Source organism: Alkaliphilus sp. B6464, assembly GCF_018141165.1.
Classification (GTDB): Bacteria; Bacillota; Clostridia; order Peptostreptococcales; family Natronincolaceae; genus Alkaliphilus_B.
In genome coordinates this window covers 1,144,813-1,164,476 of sequence record NZ_CP058557.1, presented here as the reverse complement: position 1 = coordinate 1,164,476, position 19,664 = coordinate 1,144,813, and the positions used below count along the sequence as shown (strand labels likewise).

Below are 19,664 nucleotides of genomic sequence, written 5' to 3'. Positions count from 1 at the left end.
ATTTCCCCCCAATTTTTATAATTTGTTAAAATTTTAACTATCGTCTTTACAATACCTCATTAAGGCTTCCTATTGCTCAACTATTACTACTTTAGTATAAACCCTGTTTTCACTGGATCATCTGGAGACACAACAAATTGATTGAATCCTGTTATAAAAGCTGATCCCGTTATTTCTGGTATAATCGCTTCTTACTCCCCTACTTTTGTAGTTCCAATTACTCTTCCCTTAAATATTGTTCCTAAAATGCTTTCATAGACAAATGATTCATCTATTTTAATCTGTCCTTTTGAATATAAAGTAGCTAACTTAGCACTTGTTCCCGTACCGCAAGGAGATCTATCCACTTGACCTTGTCCAAATATAACAACATTTCTATAATCCGCATCTTTGTGCACTGGATCATCATAAATCTCCACCAAATCAACTGTTTTAATATGGTCTAATAATGGATGCTTTATCTCTACCGTGTTATTTATTATTTCTCTTATTTTTAGTCCAATATCAACTAGTCTTTGCGTATTTTTAGGCTCTATAGTTGTTTTTAACTGCCTCGCATTCACTATTGCAAAGAAACTACCTCCAAAGGAAATATCTAATATAACTTCCCCTATCTCTGGTACAATAATTTTTATATCCTGCTTATATAAAAATGCCGGGACATTTACAATAGAAACCTCTTTTACTTTACCCTTCTCTACCTTAGCTTTTCCTCTTATTAAACCAGCTGGCGTATCCATTACTACCTCTGTAAAAGGTTCTTTTGTTGGTACCATACCAGTTTCTACAGCTATAGTAATAGCTCCTATAGAACCATGACCACACATATTCAAATAGCCTCCACCATCCATAAAGATAATTCCAAAATCCGCTTCTTCTTGTGTGGGCGCTAAAACTATGGATCCAAACATATCATTATGCCCTCTAGGCTCGTGCATAATAGTAGTTCTAATCTCGTCCATTTCCCTCTCTAAAAAAGCCTTCTTTGCAGCCATTGTATTTCCTGGAATATTTGGTATACCACCTACAACCATACGGGTAGGCTCCCCCATAGTATGAGAATCTATAGCATGAATACTCTTTACAAAGTTCATTTACTTATCCTCCTTTTTCATCTTCAACTTTAGTAATGCTAGTACCTTTTTGGCATCTAACTCAATTACATTGTTCTCTCCGACTACTTCCGTTTCAATTCCTTCTATAGATTTATTGAAATCAACTATTGTATCCATATACTTATTTTTTACTACAAACTTGGCCTGCTTCCCTATAAAGCTAAGACCAACAACTGGAATACCTCTTTGTCCTATTTCCGCTATGGTGTTAGCATAGTCCACATGAGAGTTTCCCCATCCATCAACAGATATAATAACTCCATCAGCCCTCATCATTTCCGCCATTGCCGCTGTTCTTTGTCCCACAAAGTGTTTATCATTATTATCTTGAGGGGTTCCCACAAAGATAATTCCCAAAAGGTCTAAGTCTTCATCCCCAGATACAATATTAAGGAGTGGATCTCTAAAATGATGAAGTGTAGTTTCTTTAGTTGATGGCCCAATTCCCATTAATAATCACCACCTTAAGTCATAGCTCGCAGTACACCATCTCTGTATTCATTAGGAGTAACTATAATAGGTACATTTCCTATATCTATTATGGATCTACCTCCAACAAATCCACTGGGCTCCTTAGGAAATAACTGATTATCATACATAGCGCCCTGTCCTGCAATTTGCTTTATTATTACTACTTTTTTCTTACCCGGTCTTATTTTGTCGTAATATTCCCTAACTTCAGCCGCCTGGCGTCCATCAATATTCTTTAGTACCTGTCTAATATCTTGCATAAACTTGTCACAACTTCTATGGGCTGCCAAGGGTAAACTTCTATCAAAGGGGTAGCCCCTTTTAAATATTACGTCAAAGTTTATTATGAAATCGGTGTTGCTTGGTGTACCGGCCCTTCCCAAAACCATGGTTTCTTTTAATATCCCTTCCGACGAGCCAAACTCGGCCATCTGAAAACCATCCTTACTCATACCTGTTAACATAACATATGCTCCAGTTAAAGTATGGGTTATACCTTCTCCTAACTGGCCTAAGGCCTTAGTTGAAATAGGTATAATGTCCATTATGCTGTTAACCCACATATTGTGATCCTCAGGAGATATTAAATTGATATTTATTGAATCAATGGTTTCTTCATTTTCTAAGATTAAATCCATAATTTCCTTGCTAATTGCTAAAGTTCCGTTTTCAATACTATTCCTATCTCCGAATAACACCTTATCTATATGGAAGGATTTAATTACTAATCTTCTTAAAAGAATTTCATTTTCCACTAGATCACCTTCTTATTTTGGGAGCTCCACTCCATAAAGGAGTGGGTTTATATTTTTTAAACTTTGGCTGTATATTCATATGGTAACTGGACTATTTGACCTACAGATGAAATTTCTACTAGCTGCTTTAATGAATCTCTAACTATTGCAGTTTGCATTGCCTTATCATTTGGTGCTCCAGCGTTTGCTCCCATTGGCACAAGCGGTGCTACGGCCCTAGGTGTACCATTTTGCCTTACTACTGGTGGTAAAGCTGCTATAATAATTGTAGGAATCCCCGATTCCTCAATAGCTCTCTGTACGATTACAGCAGAGCGATGACAAGTACCTCAGCCAGCTGTTAGTAAAACTGCATCTACACCCTCTTCTTTCAATTTTCTTGCTATTTCAGGACCTGTTTCCTCTTGGAATTTTTGCTGATCTCCGCCACCACCCATAAATCCAAAATGTACTGGTGCAGCGGCTTTAATGAAGCCTTCTTCAGCTAATTCCTTTAAACGATCTATTGGAAACATACAGTTTATGTCCTTATTTACATCACCATTGTCATATCCTCCGTGGGATACCATTAGATCACTAGATAGTGCTTTAACTGGAACTTCTCTAAAGCTAAAATCTCCTGCAAGATTAAATCTTTTATCAGATTTTAAATGTACACCTGCTGCTGTTGCAAGTGCTACTGTCATATCTTTTAACTCTTTTTGTACCGGTGTCCAAACTGGTGATGGTGTAATTGGTACAAATATTTCAGACTGTAGCCCTTTAACTATTGAAAGACTCATTTAATATCTCCTCCTTCTTTGTTTTATTGTGGTTGATAGTATCTAAATATTTTTTATTTATTTCTTCACTCAAGCTTTCAGGATAGCTCATCATAAAACCAACTTCTTGGCCTACTTTAATATCATGGTTCGAAATTAGCATCCTTCTTGGAATTTTCATAAAACCTAATCTGCCCTTCAGATCTATGGATACCGCTCCATCTTGTATTTCAACAATTATTCCTTCCATATATATCTGTCTATTTCCATATTTCAAATTGTCCATATATTTGAGCTCCTTTGTTTAATCTTTTAAAACTATTTTTCGTAGATTTCTAAACGTTTCTTACTCTTTGGAAGTATTTGTTCATTTTCAACCAGTTCAACTTTCGAACCATAGGTTTTTTCAAGCATTTCTATATTGTTAATCTTTACGTTGGAATTCCATTTTCTCTCTGCTTCTTTAACATCTTCACCGGCCATTGCTACCTTTAACATGGCTAGTGCCCTTACAGCATCTTCCTTACATAAAGTGTTGTTTGATAGTATTTCGTTTTCAATTCCTAGTTTTGATTTATTAAGATCAATCATATAGGTCATATACTCATTACCAACAACCAAGGCCCCTTGATTTGCAGCAAAGGTCATTCCAACTACAGGAACTCCTCTTTGTCCTACTTGCTCATGATGACTAGCAAAATCAATATGGTTATTCCCAAAGCCTTCTGTGGTTATGATTACACCATCTAAATCCATAGATTCAACTATCATACCTAGTCTTTCGGATACATAAAACTTCTCTGAGTTAATTTGAGGAGAACCTACAAATACAACAGCTGCTAAATCTATTTCTTCATCATTCATTGCTTCAATTACTAGAGGCTCTCTCCAATAATGCCTTGAGTTTTCCTTAGAAGCAGGTCCTATACAAGTTAAAGCGTGGATACTACCATCCAAAACTTCTAAAGGAGATAGAACAACTGGGACATTACCTAAGTCAACATTTGGCTTTCCACCTAATACACCTACTGGCTCCACTGGTAATATTAAGTTGTCATGCATTGCACCCTGTCCCATAATCTCTTTTACAATTGCTACCTTCTTCTTACCAGGCCTTCTATACTGCACCAATTCCTCTGTATTAGTTACAAGACTTTCATCTAACTTTTTAATTGCTTCTCTTATTTCCTGTGTTATATAATCTGAAGCCTTATGGGCTGCAAGTGGGCCTGGTCTTTCCATATTAGTACCAGCCTTAATAGTTACTTGGGTTTTAATAAATATGTCACCTTTATCAGGAGCACCTGGTCTACCCCACATAATATTTGTTTCTAAAACTCCCTCAGAAGAACCAAATTCTCCAATTTGTACTCCATTTTCGTCGGTTCCAGTAACCATCACTATTACACCATCTAATACTCTTGTAGTACCGATTCCTAATTTACCTTCTTCTTTAGTAGCAATAGGTTGAACATCCATAATGGTTTCACTGTATTCCTTATATCTATCAGGAGTAATAATATCTAGTTTAATATCAGTTACTAGCTTGTCTGCCTTTAATGCATCCTTGCAAATATCCTCTCTAATATATAGAGTAGTACCTTCTATTCTTGTTTCTTTTCCAAACTCTACTTTTTCAATGTTAAAGTGCTTTTTAGTTAATCTCCTTATTTCTTTTGCTTCTAAAACATTAGTCTCTTTTTTAAGTTCTACTATCTCTTCTTTTGTATCTAAGCCTACTTCTCTTGAAGGCTCTGGCTTAGCTAAAGTAGTTATTCCTCCTAATGAAAGAGGAATTTCTAAGTTGATATTTTTTCCCTCTCCAATGTGGATTTTGATTGTTCCTCCGCTGGCCACTACACTGGAATCTACTACTTGATTATTCAAGGTTTCATTCTTAGACTCTGCTTTTTCTACAGATGTTGTAGCTTTCTCTACACTAGTTTCTTTATTAACACCCTCCAAATAATCTGGTGTCATGGGAACTAAAGCATCAATGGTTTTTATTAATTTCGCTCCAATTACCTCACTAATTTTCAAACAATCTTCTGGCATTTCCAACAATCCTGAATCAACTAAATCTGGGAAAATATTAGGGTCTTCTAAATTAGAAGCTCCAACTACTGTACCCGCTTCAAATCTACAACAAGAAACTGCTGGATCATTACCATGTTTTTTTACTGTTTCTGGTGAAATTGACATTTAAAACAGACCTCCTTCTTATTGTCTTTTCCTATATAATTTATGTCCTGATGCCCTTAAAACATGGTCTGTACTATGATATACTGGTACTCCTAACCTAGGAGCCGTCTGCATGACTGTGTTAGTTCAGTCCTCACAAGTTCCAGTAATAATCACTTCAGCTCCTTGTTTTTTTAGAGCCAGTACCTTCTCAGCTTGGCCAGGGCATACACCTGGCAAATCACATCTATATCTACCATTGGTTTCTGTCATTCTCTTACATTTAACTTCTGCCACAACAACAGTGCCCATTCCCGCAGCAATTTCCCTAAGTCTTTCCTCCTGTGCACCACACTCACAAGCTATAACCCCTGCTTTTCTTTTTTCCTGAGGAAAAGGCATCGCTATTAAAATTCCTCCAGTAATCTTAGTAATAGAGGTTTCCTCTTCGCCCTTTTTTCCTGTAAAAGGTCCACCAAGCACAATCTCACCGTAAGGCTCATTATATCCACCACATTTTTCTATGAAGTGGGATATCGGATAACCAATAGATGCATCTAAGAATACTTTAGATTCTGCAACACGTCCGCCTACAGTTATATCCTTTGTAATTACTGGTCTTCTTTCTTCAATAGCCAAACAAATATTTTTTATAGTTTCAACATTTGAAATTACAGCGTTAGCCTCTGATGGTAATTGTCCTGGTTTTAGCTCCACTTCTAACAATTCTCTTACAATAACCCTCTCATCTCCTGCAGGATACATATCTGGTAAAAACTTTACCTCTATATTTGACTCATTTTTACAAGCCTTTCCTAGAGCAATAATTGCCTTTTTATGCTTAGGTTTAATGGCAATATATCCCTTAGCAGCATTAGTGATTTCCATTGCATATTTTAAGCCCCTCAAAATTAATTCAGGCTGCTCTTCTAATACAAGTATGTTGTGACTTAATATAGGTTCACATTCAGCGGCATTGACTATTACATAACCGCCATTTAGGTCTACATTTAATTTAATATGGGCTGGAAACCCAGCGCCTCCTGCTCCAACAACCCCTGCTTCTTCTATAGCCTCTAGATAGTTACTGGTTTCTTTAATCCTTACATATTCCTCTGGCTGATTTATATTGACTTCAATGGTTATATCATTATTGGTTATTTCCTTAACAATTCCATATACACTCGAATGAATATTAGCCCCTAATCCATCTGGTGTAGCTAGCAATTGTCCCTTTTTAACTTCCTCATCTAGTTTTACAATTGCTTTGCAGTGGGCGCCAACATGTTGTTTCAATGGTATTTTAATAAACATTCTTATCACCTCCTTTTGTTACACTTATATAGAGCAATAGGCGTGCCAATTAAAATAAACATTATTTAATTTTTCTATAGAACTCGTTACATATATTGATATTTCAACTATTAAAATTTAAAAAATTTATTTTACACGAGCGATTATGTTAGATTTTTTTTGGAATCTATTATTATTAAAGCTACGAAAATGTCAGTGTACTGACACTTTTGTATAATAATTCAGTTATTTTTGATAATTTTTTGTCGAATAATGTTGATGTATGCTATCTTATATACAAAAAAAACAAAACTGTCAGCTAGTTGACAGTTATAAAAAAATAAATTTATTATAAGCTTTCAGGTACTCAAAAAAATTTAGCTAGAGTTTAACTCTAGCTAAATCAAGTTTCTTTATCATACTTAAATTAGTCCATATTATAATAATTCATCTTATAATATAAAGTACTTCTTGGTATATTTAAAATATTTGCAGCTTTACTTTTATTATTTCCTACCATATTCATTACCTTTTTAATAGTTTCATATTCTATTCGCTCAACGTTTTTTTGCAAATCAAAATTTTCATTATATAAATCGTCTACTGCCCGTTTACTCAAAATGTGCTCAGGTATACTACTAATTTTAATTTCACCTTCTTGAGAAAATACCAACAAATGCTCTATTGTATTTTTTAACTCTCTAATATTTCCTTGCCAACTATAGTTTATTAGTATTCTTAAAACTTCTGGAGTTATAATTGGATGGTTAAGATTGTTTTCTTGGCAAAATTCTTTTATAAATTGCGTTATCAATATAGGTATATCTTCTTTTCTTTCTCTTAGGCTTGGTAATTCTATATTGACGACATTTAATCTATAAAATAAATCTTCTCTGAACTCCCCTTCATTAACTAATTTTCTCAGATCATGATGAGTAGCGGATATAATTCTAACATCAACATCTATAGTCTTATCAGAGCCAATTCTAACGATCTGTCTTTCCTGTAAAACTCTCAGCATTTTCGCCTGCATATGAAAAGGCATATCACCTATTTCATCCAGAAATAAAGTTCCTTTATTAGCTAGTTCTATTTTCCCCATCTTTCCATTTTTTAAAGCCCCTGTAAATGCTCCTCCTTCATAGCCAAACATTTCGCTCTCGAATAATGATTCTGGGATAGCACTACAATTAATTGCAACAAAATCGCCCTTCCTTCCACTTTCTTGATGCAAGGCTCTGGCAAAAACCTCTTTACCGGTACCACTTTCACCACTAATTAATACATTGCTACTTGTTCTTGCTACCTTTTTCGCCTTGTTAATTCTATCTATAATAATTTCACTTTTACCTAATATTTGACCAAAAGAGTACTTATCCATTGTAATTTTTTTCATTTCTTCCTGTAGCAAATCCAGCCTTTCTTTAGTTTTCTCAAGCTCCACAGAAAGATTCATTACCTCTGTTATATCTCTGTCTGTTGAAACAGCACCAACAAACTCATTATCAATATAAAGTGGCTCTGCACTTAAAAATACATGACTTTCTTCCCTCGGCATATGATATATACTAGTTATTGATTTCCTATTTTTTAATGCCTCTAATAATAAGGCCTTTGGGAAATATTCACTAATCTCTTTATTAATTATATCCTCAGATTTTATACCATATAATAACTCAGAGCTCTTAGACCAAAAAATTACTTTTCCATATTGATCCACTACACATACAGCCTCATGAATACCGTTTAGTATATAGCCAAAGGTTTCCATAGTTTTATCTATTTTTGAATATACTTTATCTAGCAAGTCCCTAATTCTAACAATACCTATTACCTTGTGATCTTTAACTACTGGTAATCTTCCTATGCCTTTTTCCTTCATCAATTCTTTTGTGGAAATTGCATTTTCTTCTATGGTGGTCCATATAATATCTCGATTACAGTATAATCCTATTGGTCGGTCTAGCTTGTTTTTGCTGAAAAAAGCTCCTCCAATTAACGATATATCGGTCATAGTTAGGATACCAAACAATTTGTTTGTATTATCAAGAACGATAACATCTCCTTTATTATATTGAAGCATTATCTCAATGCCCTGTCTTAAAGTAGCATCCTTAGTAATTGTAACTATTTTAGTATCCATAACATCTTTAATTTTCATATTGTTAAGCACTTCTAGGAACATACTATCTCTTCTCCTTAATAATATTGTTAAATAATCAACAAATTATATTGATACATTAATATATTATTATATCATTTGGCTGGTATTCAATACACATATCTTTTATTTATTATTGAATGCTAGTAAAAATATTTTATTTCTCATGTATATAATATAAAATTACTGGCAATCCTATAACTAAGATAGCCCCCACAATATAACATTTTATTCATCCCAATCTCCCCCTTACAATGAAAAGAGAGTGGCCAAATGGCCACTCTCGATTTATTAATTACATCATTTCTTTTAATACTTTTCCTAATCTTGCAATACCTTCTTTAATTTTATCTTCAGGCATATTTGAATAGTTTAATCTAAATGTATTTTCATGTCCACCATTAGGGAAGAACGATCCTCCTGGAACGAAGGCTACGTTTTGCTCTAATGCTTTTGGCATTACGTCTCTTGCACTAATATTTTCTGGAAGAACCACCCATGTAAATAGTCCTCCTTCAGGATATGTGTAGCTTACGTTGCTTGGGAAATGCTCTTTAATAGCTTCCATCATAACATCTCTACGGCTTCTATATACTTTTATAAGGTTTTCAATGTGAGCATCAAGATCATACATTTCTAAGAACTTGTCCATTTCTCTTTGGGCAATTGTACTAGATTGTAGGTCTGCTCCTTGTTTAATGAAGTTATATTTTTGAAGAATTGGAGCATCTGCAATTACCCAGCCGATTCTCATACCAGGACAGAATGTTTTAGAGAATGTTCCTAAGAAAATAACACGTCCTTCTGTATCAAAAGCTTTAAGTGATGGAGGAATTTCTCCTTCAAATCTAAGATCTCCGTATGGGTTATCTTCTATAATTGGTAAATCGTATTCATTAGCAAGTTCGATTAATCTTTTACGTCTTTCAATAGACCATGTTTTTCCTGATGGATTTTGGAAATCCGGAATAACATAGATCATTTTAACATTTTCTCTAGTTTTTAAAACTTCTTCTAGATCTTCCATAATCATACCTTCTGCATCTGTTGCAATTTCAACAAACTCAGGCATAGAAGCTTTGAATGCATTAATAGCACCTAAGTAGCTTGGACTTTCACAAATTACTATGTCACCTTCATTTAAGAAAACTCTAGCAGAGAAGTCTAAACCTTGTTGAGATCCACTTGTAATTAAAATGTTCTCTACAGCAGTTTTAAATCCAAACTTCTCCATTCTTTTTGCAATTTTTTCTCTAAGTGGTGTAAATCCATCTGTTGGTCCGTATTGAAGAGCTTGTCTACCTGATTCTCTTAATACAGCTTCTGAAACTTTAACTAATTCTTCTGTAGGGAATAGCTCTGGTGCAGGAAGCCCTCCAGCAAAAGAAATAACTTCTGGTTTTTCTGCAAGCTTTAGTAGCTCTCTAATTTCTGATGCTTTCAAATAATCCATTCTTTTTGCAAACTTCATTGAAAAATCCCTCCATAAAGTATTTAAAATAATAAAGTAAAATAAAATGTATGTTTTATAAAACAATTTATTATCATTATAACATTCTTTTAATAAATAGAAATGTTTTTATCAAAAATTCATTCAAAGTTCAATAAGTTCTATAATTTAGTCAAGTCTGAATTATCAGAATCTCGGCTTCTTTATTAGTATCCTGTGTTAATTAGCTTTTATTAGCTTCATTATTTGTTATTTTTCGTATTCTTCTTTCAAGTTCTGGCCTTGGAAGCCAAATTTGCTTTTCACAGCCCAAACACTTTATTCTAAAATCGGCACCGGTTCTTAAAATCTCAAAACTTTTACTTCCACAAGGATGTTGTTTTTTTAATTCAACTACATCCCCAATTTCTAGCTTTATAGGCATTATCATTACCACTCCAATCTACCTCTATATTACTTAATCTTTTTTAGTAATTACTACAGTCCTTGGATAAGGAATCTCTATTCCTGCATTGTCAAAGGCCTCTTTAAAGGTTTTTCTCATTAGACGCTCAATAGCCCATTGCTCCATTGGTAAAGTCTTTGCAACAATTGAAATTGCCACATATGAATTTTCTAACTTACTTACACCCAATACAGTTGGACCTTCTACAATTTGTTCATTCTCCGCACCTAACTTTTCACTTGCTTTATTCAAAACAGCAATAGCATTATCAATATCTTCCTCATATGCAATTGACATTTCAACAAGTGCTCTCATTTTACCACTACTTTTATTGGTTACTTTGCTTATTTCTCCATTAGGAACAATATGCAGATCCCCATTAAAATCTCTAATCTTAGTTACTCTTAGAGCCATTTCTTCAACAATTCCACTAACACCATTAACTTCAACATAATGTCCTACGCCAAACTGTTCTTCAAATAAAATAAAAAAGCCTGTAATAATATCTCTCACTAGATTTTGCGCTCCAAAACCTATAGCTAACCCACCTATTCCAGCAGTTGCAACAAGTCCCATAATTTCTATACCAAAAAACTTAATAACTGCTGTGAATGCAATAAAATAAATAACATATGTTAATGTGCTTTTAACAAGACCCTTCATAGTGTCTATTCTTGTTATGTCTATATTGAACTTTAATTTCTTTTGCTTTTCAAAAAACTGATTAATTATAGATCCAAGAATCCTTATAGAAAGTTTTGCAATAATTAAAATTAAAATAATTTTAATTGCGTTTCCTATAATTTTAGAAACTTGCTCAGGATTCTTTAAAAAATCCATGGTTTCTTGAAATACTGTTGTTAGACTCTTATTAATAGTTTCCATCATCTACCCTCTTTAGCTAATTTGCTTAATAATCTTCTCATTATCAATTCTTTGTATTTCATATATTCCTTTAATAGCAATATGCGCCTCTTCCATCTCTTTTTTCATCTCCACTAAAGCATCCACTGTAAACCTAATAGATAGTCCACAGCTATGAGTAATCTCCCTTGGAGTAGGTATAACATCAAACTTATAATTCTTATCTTTGAATAACTTTTCTGCTGCAATTGCATAGTGAGTTGACTCGAACACTACTACATAAAATTGTTGATCGATCATTTATTATCCCTCTTTGCTACAGTTTTATCGTATTGCTAGCATTATTTAATCTTTCTACAATAGTGTACATATTACTTATTCCACCCACGGCTAATTTATCTTTTATCTTAAAGTAGTCAAGGCAAGTCCCACAGGATAAAACCTCAACACCATTAGACTCCAAGTTTCTAAGATGCTCCACTACTTCAGAATCTTCGGTTGCTAGTTTAACACCACCATTTAAAAGAAGTACACTTTTAGGATATGGAGTCACTTCGGTTAGTGCGTATAAATAGCTTTTCATCAGAAGTATACCTAATTCTTCTGATCCTTCTCCTAAACTATTCTTTGAAATTAAAATAACTAAATCTTTTTTATTATTTGTACCATATTTAATATCTAATGCTTCTACTCCTACTACACCTGTTTGTTGATTCTTAAAAATATCAATATAATAATTTCCTTGATTTTGTTTAATATCAATCTTAAGATCCATACTTTTGGCAAGCTTTGATACATTTTCTTTTGCAACTTCGTTATCTACAATAGTAGTAACCTTGCCACTGTTTATAGACTCTAAAGCTTTTTTAGTATGGATTACTGGCATAGGGCAATTCATTCCTCTTGCGTCTACTTCCTTGTTCATTTTCATTCCTCCATTTTAATATCTTCTGTGCACTCTTATTATTCCCACTTATTTAAGCGTGAAGTCAAGCACTACATCTTAATTAAGTTTTCTTTATTATATATTTAAGTATAACAATAGGATTCGTATTGTTCAACGTATTCTATAAATAGGCAAATTTGCTTTATCAATAGAATATTATATTTAAATTGATTATGTCTATTATTTCTATTGTTTTATTACACAAAGATAGAAATATATATTGACATTTTAAAATATAATTAATAATATTGAATTATAGATTAAATATTTTAATGTTGATATTAATTTTTTTAATGTTTTGTGGGAATAGCTATAGAGCAGAATTTAAAATTATGCTATTTTTCTCATAATGATTTATGTTTTACTTAATTTTAAAACTTGCACTTTGAAATTAAAATGTTCAAAGCTTAATTTAAATTTTTAAGTGTTTAAAACATTGCCAATCTACTACCCCTTTAAAGCTTTCAATAATTAAAAAATCTATATCTTTTTATATTATAAAATAAAGATAGGAGTGCTATAAGATGAAAAATAAAATATTAGGACAATGCCCGGTATGTAGTCATTCATTAGAAGTTACTAAGCTTCACTGTACACATTGCAATACAACAATTGAAGGAAGCTTCGAGCCTTGTAAGTTTTGTCAGCTTCCATTAGAGTATAAACACTTTATTGAGGTATTTATAAAAAACAGAGGAAACATTAAGGAAATTGAAAAGGAATTAGGAGTTTCTTACCCAACTGTTAGAGGTAAGCTAGAAAGTGTTATTACTGCCTTAGGATATTCATCAAAACCGATATCTACCATCAATAAAAAAGAAATATTAGAGAAACTAAGTAAAGGTGAAATTACTGCCGAAGAGGCTGTAAGTCTATTAAAAGAGTAAATTGGTAACTAATTATCAAGATTTACATTATAGGAAATTTTTGTTTATCATTATATAAAATAAAGGAGAATTTCAATGGGAGAAGAAAGATTAATAATTTTAAAACTTTTAGAACAGGGAAAAATTACAGAACCTGAAGCAGAGCAACTATTGGATGCTCTAGGAGATATGGAATATGATCAAGCTACACAGGAAGCATCTAACACCTTTAATCCGTCTAAGGTAAATCTTTCTAAAGATAAAGATAATACATATACCAAACACGAAAACAGAGAAAACCAATTCAATGCTGGTAAAAGTAGAGATTTCGAAGAAATTCTTGAGTCTATAGGAAAAAGATTCGAAACGATAGGTGAACAATTAGAAGATAAAATGGATGTTTTTGGTGAACAATTTGGTAAAAAAATGGTTAACTTAGGGTCTATATTTGCTGAAAAATCAATAAATTTTGCTGAAAAAATTATAGATGTTGTAGACAAAGCGGTAGATTCCGATACATTTATTAATGTGGATTTATTTGGATCTAATAAATGCTATGAGGAAATAATAGAAAAAAAATTAAGTGACATTGACCAAGTATCTTTACAATTTGAAGCCTACAACGGTAACATTTCAATTGCCAGATGGAATGAACCTATAATTAAGGTGATTGCTTATATCTCCACTAAAGAAGGTAAGTACGATGCTAATAAACCAATATTAGATTTAAGAGAAGATGGCAATATTCTTTGTTTCTACCCTAAAGAAATCGAGGGTATTGGTATTAGATTAAAGATCATGATACCTGACCAAACCTACAATCTAGTAAAAGCACAAAGTAAAAATGGTTCCATTACAGTTGAAAATTTAAATTGCAACAAGCTATTTTTGCAAACTAAAAATGGCAGTATAACACTAAATCATGTAGAGACAAAAGAGGATACTAGTTGCACAACAACAAACAGCAAAATAATCGTAGAAGGCTGTAAGGCGCAAAATTTGCTAGCAGCTACAAAAAACGGAAAAATAGTTATAGATAATAGTAGTATAAAAAGAATCGAAGGCCTTACATCCAATAGTAAAATTACAATAAAAGATATTGAATATAACCAATTACAATCTCTAAGTTTGAAAACGACCAACTCTAAAATAGAAGTTATTGGGTCTCTTCCTAAAAATGCTGGAGTCCAATTTGATGCAAGTACTACCCATGGAAATATTAATATTGGCTTGCCAGTAGTTTATGTTGAGAATATACAAAACTACTCTAATCATAGGGTTACTGCACGAACATCCGCCTTTGATACATGTGAAACTATAGCTCATATTAAGGCATATACAACTAATAGTACTATTTATCTTTTTTAAATAACTGTACTCCCCTTATTAAATATAGGTAAAAAAAGCTGCTTTCATAATGGAAGCAGCTTTTTTAAGGTTAATTATATGTTAAAATTGGAGGGTTTTAACAGTTTGCTATTATTAATCCTTATTGTTAATTACTATTTATTTACTGCATGTATAGCTATATTTTTTACAGCAAGAGCTGCTTCTTTCATAGCTTCCCCTACTGTTGGATGGGCATGTACTGTAGTAATTAATTCATCCACAGTAGCTTCTAGTCTAAGAGCTAATGTACCTTCTGTAATTAAATCTGTAGCCCTAGGACCATAAATGTGTACCCCAATGATCTCATCATATTTTTTATCAGTAATAATTTTGATCATTGTATTTTCTACTTCTTTCATAATTAAGGTTTTTCCATTGTTAACTAATGGAAAAATACCTACTTCGTAATTAATGCCTTTCTTTTTGGCCTCTTCCTCTGTCATTCCTACAGAAGCAATTTCTGGCTTTGTATAAACACAGGCAGGGATGGCATCATACTTCATAGCACTATCAATACCCATAATGTTTTCCGCTGCCACAATTCCTTGATCTGAAGCTACATGGGCTAACATATTTTTGCCTGTTACATCTCCTATAGCATAGATACCCTCTATATTAGTTCTCATACCATTGTCTACATAGATAGCGCCACGATCTAAGCGAATATTAACAGCTTCTAAATTCAATCCTCTTGTAACACCACGTCTACCCACGGACATAAGAACTTTGTCTGCCTTTACTACCTTATCTTCTCTATCTAGAGAAATGGATACTTTTAATTTTTCTCCATCTTTTTCAATTGTTGTTACTTTTGCTGATGTGAAAATATCAATACCAGTGCCTATCATATTTTCCTCGACTGCAGCAGCAACTTCTCTATCAATAGGAGGGAGAATGTAAGGGAGCATTTCTACTACAGTTACCTTTACACCTAAGCTATTGAACAAAGTAGCAAACTCTGTTCCAATAACACCGCCACCTACTATGATGATATCCTCTGGTAATGCATCTAAATTAAGTGCCCCCGTACTATCTAGTACTCCTTCTAACTCAACTCCTGGAATAGGAGGAATAAATGGCTCTGAACCAGAAGCAATAATAAAATCATCACCATTAATGGTTATACTGCTACCGTCTTCCTTTGTAACTTTAATCTGATGTCTATCTATAAAAGAAGCAGTACCAATAACTACTTCTACTCCATTAGCAGCTAATAAGCCTGTTACTCCACCGACTAAATGGGATATAATATTTTCTTTTCTCTGTTGTAGACTTGCCCAATCTACCTTTACATTTCCTTCTATTTGAATACCTATATCTTTTCCGTGTAGAACTTCTTGATAAATTTCTGCAGTATGAAGAAGTACCTTAGTAGGTATACAACCTACATTAAGACAGGTTCCTCCTAAAGAGCCTTTATCTACTAAGGTTACTTGTGCACCTAACTGTGCCGCACGAATTGCAGCCACATATCCACCAGGGCCTCCTCCTATAACTACAACTTTTTTCTTACCATCTTCATTGGTCTCTGACTGATGAACTGCTACTTTTATATCTTTTTCTAATGGCTTTTCTTCTTTAACAAAAGATGAAATATCTTCTCCTTCATCAGATAATATGGCAACTGGTGCTGTTACAAGAGCACTTTTCCCATTTCCTATTAAGATTTTGGCTAAAATTCCTTCTTCTTTTGCCTCTATAGTATTAGTGATTTTATCTGTTTCTACATCAAATAAAGAATCTCCCTTTTTAACCATATCACCTTCATTTTTATGCCATTTTATAATAGTACCTTCTGACATTGTTAGTCCTAACTTAGGCATTACTATATTTATTGCCATACCCTTTAATTCCTCCTTCCGCTTACATTAATAGCAAGTAAGGGTTTTCTACAATTTCCTTAAATCTTGCTAAAAATCTTGCTGCCATTGCACCGTCAACTAAACTGTGATCTGCAGTTAAGCTTAAATTCATCATTGGTCTAATAACAATCTGTCCATCTAATACTACTGGTTTTTCAACAATTCTGTTAACACCTAATATAGCGACCTCTGGTTTGTTTATAATTGGTGAGAAAGAATCAATACCAAACATTCCTATATTTGAAATTGTAAATGTGCCACCAGATAAATTATCAGGGGTAATTGTTCCTTCTCTAGTAGCTGTAACTATGGCTTCTGTTTCTACAGCAATATCTAAAAGAGACTTATCCTGTACATTTTTTATGTTTGGCACCATTAATCCTTCTCCTACATCAACAGCTAGACCAATATTAACATAGTGATGAAATTCGATTTCTTCTCCGTTAAAACTAGCATTAAGATATGGTATTTCCAATAAAGCTTTCGATGCTATCTTCATTAAAATATGGTTATAAGTAAGCTTTCCGCCTGCTTTATTAAAGCTATCTTTTAGCTTATCTCTAAATTCCTTCATGCTAGTTACGTCCACTTCCATGTTGTAAGTAACTCTTGGTGATGTGGTCCAGCTTTCAAGCATTCGTTTTGCAATGACTTTTCTCATATTGCTTGGAGCTACCTTCTCCACTTTATCTTCTATAGCCGCTATTTCTTCTCCCATACCTACTGTGGATAAAATATCTTCCTTCATAACTCTTCCTTTTGCATGTATGGCGGTAACATCTACTCCCATTTCCTTAGCCATTCTTGCAGCTGTTGGAGAAATCTTTACTTTGTTTTCATCTGCATAGGCTACTACGTTTTTAGCTAAAATCCTTCCACCTTCACCTGTTCCATTGATACCCAATAGATCTATAGATTTTTCTTTAGCTAAGTATTTTGCATAAGGGGTAGCTTTTATATATTCCCCTTCTTTTCTTGTTACAGAAACTGTGTCCTTTGCTTTTTCTACAACTTCTTTTATGTCAACAGTTTTAGCTTCCACCTTTACTGTATCCCCACTCAAAAGATTGCTAATATCCTCATCGACACCAGCAATAATAGCTACAGGTCCAGTAACAGGGGCAGTGCCACCCTGTTGTACGAATACTTTTCTTAATATACCATCTTGGTCTGCTTCTACACGATTGGTGATTTTATCGGTTTCTACTTCAAAAAGAAGGTCTCCTTTTTTAACTTCATCGCCTTCTTTTTTATGCCACTTAGAAACTTTTCCTTCCACCATAGTTAAGCCTAATTTAGGCATTACAATCAACTTTGACATTTTCTAACCCCCTTTAATATCATTTAACTCCCATTAAGTTAGGTAATAAAAGTGTCACCTGAGGAACATAAGTTATCAATAACAATACTGCTATTGCTGCCAATATAAATGGCATAACTGACTTAGAAATTTCCTTTAAATTAATTCCTGCTATTGGTGAAGCAACATATAGGTTTACCCCTACAGGAGGTGTTACTTGTCCAATAGCTAGGTTAACTGTCATTAAAACACCAAAGGCAACTGGATCATAGCCTAACTCTAAGGCTACTGGTAACAATATTGGAACAAATAAATAGAAAGCTGAAACCGCATCTACAAAACACCCTGCTATTAAAAGAATAATGTTAACAAAAAGTAAGAATAAGAATTTATTTCCTCCAGAGAAAGTTAAAATAGCTTCTCCTGCCATGTCAGCAATTCCTTCTGTAGTAACGATCCAAGCAAAGACACTGGCACTAGCTACAATAAATAGAACAACTGCAGATTGAACTGAGGATTCAACTAAAAGATCTATAAAACCCTTAAAATTGATCTTTTTATAAACAAATATACCAACTAAAATACCGTATACCGCCGAAAAAGCTGCTGCTTCTGTTGGTGTAAAAATTCCACCATAAATTCCACCTAAAATAATGACTGGCATCATTAGCCCCCAAAAAGCGTCTTTAAGAGCTTCCCATACCTCTTCCTTTGGGGCTTTTTCTTTTTGTTCAATAGGCATTTTTCGGCATAAAATAAGAGAAGCTATTATTAATGCAGCACCTATTAATAATCCAGGTGTTATTCCTGCAATAAACAATCTTCCAATAGACTGTTCGGCAATGGAACCATATACAACAAAGGCGATACTAGGAGGAATAATAATTCCAATAGCTCCTGAAGTAGCCAGGAGTGAAGCTGACATACCTTTATCGTATCCACTTTTAATCATAGCTGGAATAAGAATAGCTCCTAAAGCAGCTACTGTTGCAGGGCCTGATCCAGAAATAGCAGCAAAGAAACATGAAGTGATTACTGCTACAATAGCCAAACCTGCTTTTTTGTGTCCTACTGTTTTATCCGCTAAATTAATTAGTCTTTCAGATATACCTGCCTTTTCCATTACATTTCCCGCTAAAATAAAGAAAGGAATAGCTAATAGTGTAAACTTACCAATAGAGGTGTGAAGCTGCATTGGAAGCATAGTTAGTAATGTGCCATTAGCCAACATGGCCGCTAAGCTAGATAGACCTAGGGATAAAGCTATAGGTACGTTTAATAATAAAAGAATAACAAAACTACCAAATAAGATAACAGGAATTGACATCTATTTTACCCCCTCTTCCTTAAAGGCCTTAATTCCAAATTGAATAAATCGTATCATAATAAATATTCCTCCTACAGGAACAAAGGTACCAAATATCCATTCAGGCCATCCTAAAGCAGGGGTTAATTGACCGGTAGCCTTTTCTTGCATTACTATAACAAAACCCTCTTTTATTAGCACAACACAAAAAACAACTGCTGCCGCTGTGCTAATTAATGTAACAAACTTCTGATACTTTTTGGGAAAAAGATCTGTTAGTATACTTAAACCTAAATGACTTCCTCTCTTTGCAGCAATGGCAGCTCCTAGCATACTTGCTAAAATAAAAAGGTTAGCTGTAATTTCCTCTGTAAAAGACCAAGAAGCTTGAAACAGTTTTCTAGAAAGAACGTTAGCAAAAGCAATGGCTGTCATTATAAATAAACTGCTTGCCACTATGTATTCTTCAATGTTATCTAACAACTTTTTCAAAACTTTC

Annotated in this window: 18 protein-coding genes and 1 pseudogene; 2 read left to right on the top strand and 17 right to left on the bottom strand. The window is 33.6% G+C overall.

What is annotated here, in order from left to right:
• Positions 1–86: 86 nt before the first annotated feature.
• The 13 genes and pseudogenes from HYG84_RS05610 to yedF all read right to left on the bottom strand — a co-directional run bounded on the left by HYG84_RS05610 (position 87) and on the right by yedF (position 12,421).
• Positions 87–1,094 (bottom strand): annotated as a pseudogene (locus tag HYG84_RS05610) (proline racemase).
• Positions 1,095–1,565 carry a glycine/sarcosine/betaine reductase component B subunit gene (locus tag HYG84_RS05605; protein WP_212381144.1) on the bottom strand — a complete coding sequence of 157 codons (471 nt, stop codon included), beginning with the start codon at positions 1,563–1,565 and terminating at the stop codon, positions 1,095–1,097.
• A gap of 14 nt (positions 1,566–1,579) precedes the next feature.
• Positions 1,580–2,341, bottom strand: coding sequence for a proline reductase cluster protein PrdD (prdD, locus tag HYG84_RS05600; protein WP_212381142.1), 762 nt, complete (start codon positions 2,339–2,341; stop codon positions 1,580–1,582).
• A gap of 56 nt (positions 2,342–2,397) precedes the next feature.
• Positions 2,398–3,123: a D-proline reductase (dithiol) protein PrdB gene (prdB, locus tag HYG84_RS05595; protein WP_212381140.1), complete on the bottom strand. Its 726-nt coding sequence runs from the start codon at positions 3,121–3,123 to the stop codon at positions 2,398–2,400.
• The gene (locus HYG84_RS05590) at positions 3,104–3,388 is read right to left on the bottom strand and encodes a CBO2463/CBO2479 domain-containing protein (RefSeq protein ID WP_212381138.1); all 285 of its coding nucleotides are present in this window, start codon (positions 3,386–3,388) and stop codon (positions 3,104–3,106) included. Before HYG84_RS05590 ends, prdB begins: the two co-directional genes overlap by 20 nt.
• Positions 3,389–3,420: 32 nt before the next feature.
• Positions 3,421–5,304, bottom strand: a complete 1,884-nt coding sequence (gene prdA / locus HYG84_RS05585; protein ID WP_212381135.1) for a D-proline reductase (dithiol) proprotein PrdA — start codon at positions 5,302–5,304, stop codon at positions 3,421–3,423.
• 18 nt (positions 5,305–5,322) lie between these two features.
• Complete coding sequence (gene prdC / locus HYG84_RS05580; RefSeq protein WP_212381133.1) at positions 5,323–6,597, bottom strand: proline reductase-associated electron transfer protein PrdC; 1,275 nt, start codon at positions 6,595–6,597, stop codon at positions 5,323–5,325.
• A 406-nt stretch (positions 6,598–7,003) separates the two neighbouring features.
• Positions 7,004–8,761 (bottom strand): sigma-54 dependent transcriptional regulator PrdR, encoded by a 1,758-nt coding sequence (gene prdR, locus HYG84_RS05575; protein WP_212381131.1) that lies wholly within the window; start codon positions 8,759–8,761, stop codon positions 7,004–7,006.
• A 271-nt stretch (positions 8,762–9,032) separates the two neighbouring features.
• A complete protein-coding gene (locus HYG84_RS05570; RefSeq protein ID WP_212381129.1) occupies positions 9,033–10,208 on the bottom strand; it encodes an aminotransferase-like domain-containing protein in 1,176 nt (391 codons plus the stop codon).
• 202 nt (positions 10,209–10,410) lie between these two features.
• Entirely contained in the window at positions 10,411–10,611 is a 201-nt protein-coding gene (locus tag HYG84_RS05565; protein WP_212382088.1) for a DUF951 domain-containing protein, read from the bottom strand.
• Between the two features lie 33 nt (positions 10,612–10,644).
• A complete protein-coding gene (locus HYG84_RS05560) occupies positions 10,645–11,517 on the bottom strand; it encodes a mechanosensitive ion channel family protein (RefSeq protein ID WP_212381127.1) in 873 nt (290 codons plus the stop codon).
• A gap of 12 nt (positions 11,518–11,529) precedes the next feature.
• Positions 11,530–11,796, bottom strand: a complete 267-nt coding sequence (locus HYG84_RS05555; protein WP_212381126.1) for a DUF3343 domain-containing protein — start codon at positions 11,794–11,796, stop codon at positions 11,530–11,532.
• Positions 11,797–11,812: 16 nt separating this feature from the next.
• Positions 11,813–12,421, bottom strand: a complete 609-nt coding sequence (yedF, locus tag HYG84_RS05550; RefSeq protein WP_212381125.1) for a sulfurtransferase-like selenium metabolism protein YedF — start codon at positions 12,419–12,421, stop codon at positions 11,813–11,815.
• A 545-nt stretch (positions 12,422–12,966) separates the two neighbouring features.
• On the opposite strand from yedF, the gene HYG84_RS05545 reads away from it, so the two are divergent.
• The gene (locus HYG84_RS05545; protein ID WP_212381124.1) at positions 12,967–13,329 is read left to right on the top strand and encodes a DUF2089 domain-containing protein; all 363 of its coding nucleotides are present in this window, start codon (positions 12,967–12,969) and stop codon (positions 13,327–13,329) included.
• A 75-nt stretch (positions 13,330–13,404) separates the two neighbouring features.
• Complete coding sequence (locus HYG84_RS05540) at positions 13,405–14,676, top strand: DUF4097 family beta strand repeat-containing protein (protein WP_212381123.1); 1,272 nt, start codon at positions 13,405–13,407, stop codon at positions 14,674–14,676.
• Positions 14,677–14,810: 134 nt separating this feature from the next.
• Here the strand turns inward: HYG84_RS05540 and lpdA are convergent, their stop codons facing one another.
• The 4 genes from lpdA to HYG84_RS05520 are packed head-to-tail and all read right to left on the bottom strand — an operon-like array spanning position 14,811 to position 19,657.
• Positions 14,811–16,538: a dihydrolipoyl dehydrogenase gene (gene lpdA, locus HYG84_RS05535; protein ID WP_212381122.1), complete on the bottom strand. Its 1,728-nt coding sequence runs from the start codon at positions 16,536–16,538 to the stop codon at positions 14,811–14,813.
• 22 nt (positions 16,539–16,560) lie between these two features.
• Positions 16,561–17,880, bottom strand: coding sequence for a dihydrolipoamide acetyltransferase family protein (locus HYG84_RS05530; protein ID WP_212381121.1), 1,320 nt, complete (start codon positions 17,878–17,880; stop codon positions 16,561–16,563).
• Between the two features lie 19 nt (positions 17,881–17,899).
• Positions 17,900–19,186: a TRAP transporter large permease gene (locus tag HYG84_RS05525; protein WP_212381119.1), complete on the bottom strand. Its 1,287-nt coding sequence runs from the start codon at positions 19,184–19,186 to the stop codon at positions 17,900–17,902.
• Positions 19,187–19,657, bottom strand: a complete 471-nt coding sequence (locus HYG84_RS05520; RefSeq protein ID WP_212381117.1) for a TRAP transporter small permease — start codon at positions 19,655–19,657, stop codon at positions 19,187–19,189.
• Positions 19,658–19,664 lie beyond the last annotated feature (7 nt).

What these genes read in the sequence shown, in the direction of transcription:
- HYG84_RS05555 (WP_212381126.1), bottom strand. Translation starts at nt 11,796, where the DNA reads ATGATCGATCAACAATTTTATGTAGTAGTGTTCGAGTCAACTCACTAT.
- HYG84_RS05605 (WP_212381144.1), bottom strand. Translation starts at nt 1,565, where the DNA reads ATGGGAATTGGGCCATCAACTAAAGAAACTACACTTCATCATTTTAGA.
- HYG84_RS05545 (WP_212381124.1), top strand. Translation starts at nt 12,967, where the DNA reads ATGAAAAATAAAATATTAGGACAATGCCCGGTATGTAGTCATTCATTA.
- yedF (WP_212381125.1), bottom strand. Translation starts at nt 12,421, where the DNA reads ATGAACAAGGAAGTAGACGCAAGAGGAATGAATTGCCCTATGCCAGTA.
- prdA (WP_212381135.1), bottom strand. Translation starts at nt 5,304, where the DNA reads ATGTCAATTTCACCAGAAACAGTAAAAAAACATGGTAATGATCCAGCA.
- HYG84_RS05590 (WP_212381138.1), bottom strand. Translation starts at nt 3,388, where the DNA reads ATGGACAATTTGAAATATGGAAATAGACAGATATATATGGAAGGAATA.
- HYG84_RS05540 (WP_212381123.1), top strand. Translation starts at nt 13,405, where the DNA reads ATGGGAGAAGAAAGATTAATAATTTTAAAACTTTTAGAACAGGGAAAA.
- HYG84_RS05530 (WP_212381121.1), bottom strand. Translation starts at nt 17,880, where the DNA reads ATGTCAAAGTTGATTGTAATGCCTAAATTAGGCTTAACTATGGTGGAA.
- HYG84_RS05570 (WP_212381129.1), bottom strand. Translation starts at nt 10,208, where the DNA reads ATGAAGTTTGCAAAAAGAATGGATTATTTGAAAGCATCAGAAATTAGA.
- prdR (WP_212381131.1), bottom strand. Translation starts at nt 8,761, where the DNA reads ATGTTCCTAGAAGTGCTTAACAATATGAAAATTAAAGATGTTATGGAT.
- HYG84_RS05560 (WP_212381127.1), bottom strand. Translation starts at nt 11,517, where the DNA reads ATGGAAACTATTAATAAGAGTCTAACAACAGTATTTCAAGAAACCATG.
- HYG84_RS05525 (WP_212381119.1), bottom strand. Translation starts at nt 19,186, where the DNA reads ATGTCAATTCCTGTTATCTTATTTGGTAGTTTTGTTATTCTTTTATTA.
- HYG84_RS05565 (WP_212382088.1), bottom strand. Translation starts at nt 10,611, where the DNA reads ATGCCTATAAAGCTAGAAATTGGGGATGTAGTTGAATTAAAAAAACAA.
- lpdA (WP_212381122.1), bottom strand. Translation starts at nt 16,538, where the DNA reads ATGGCAATAAATATAGTAATGCCTAAGTTAGGACTAACAATGTCAGAA.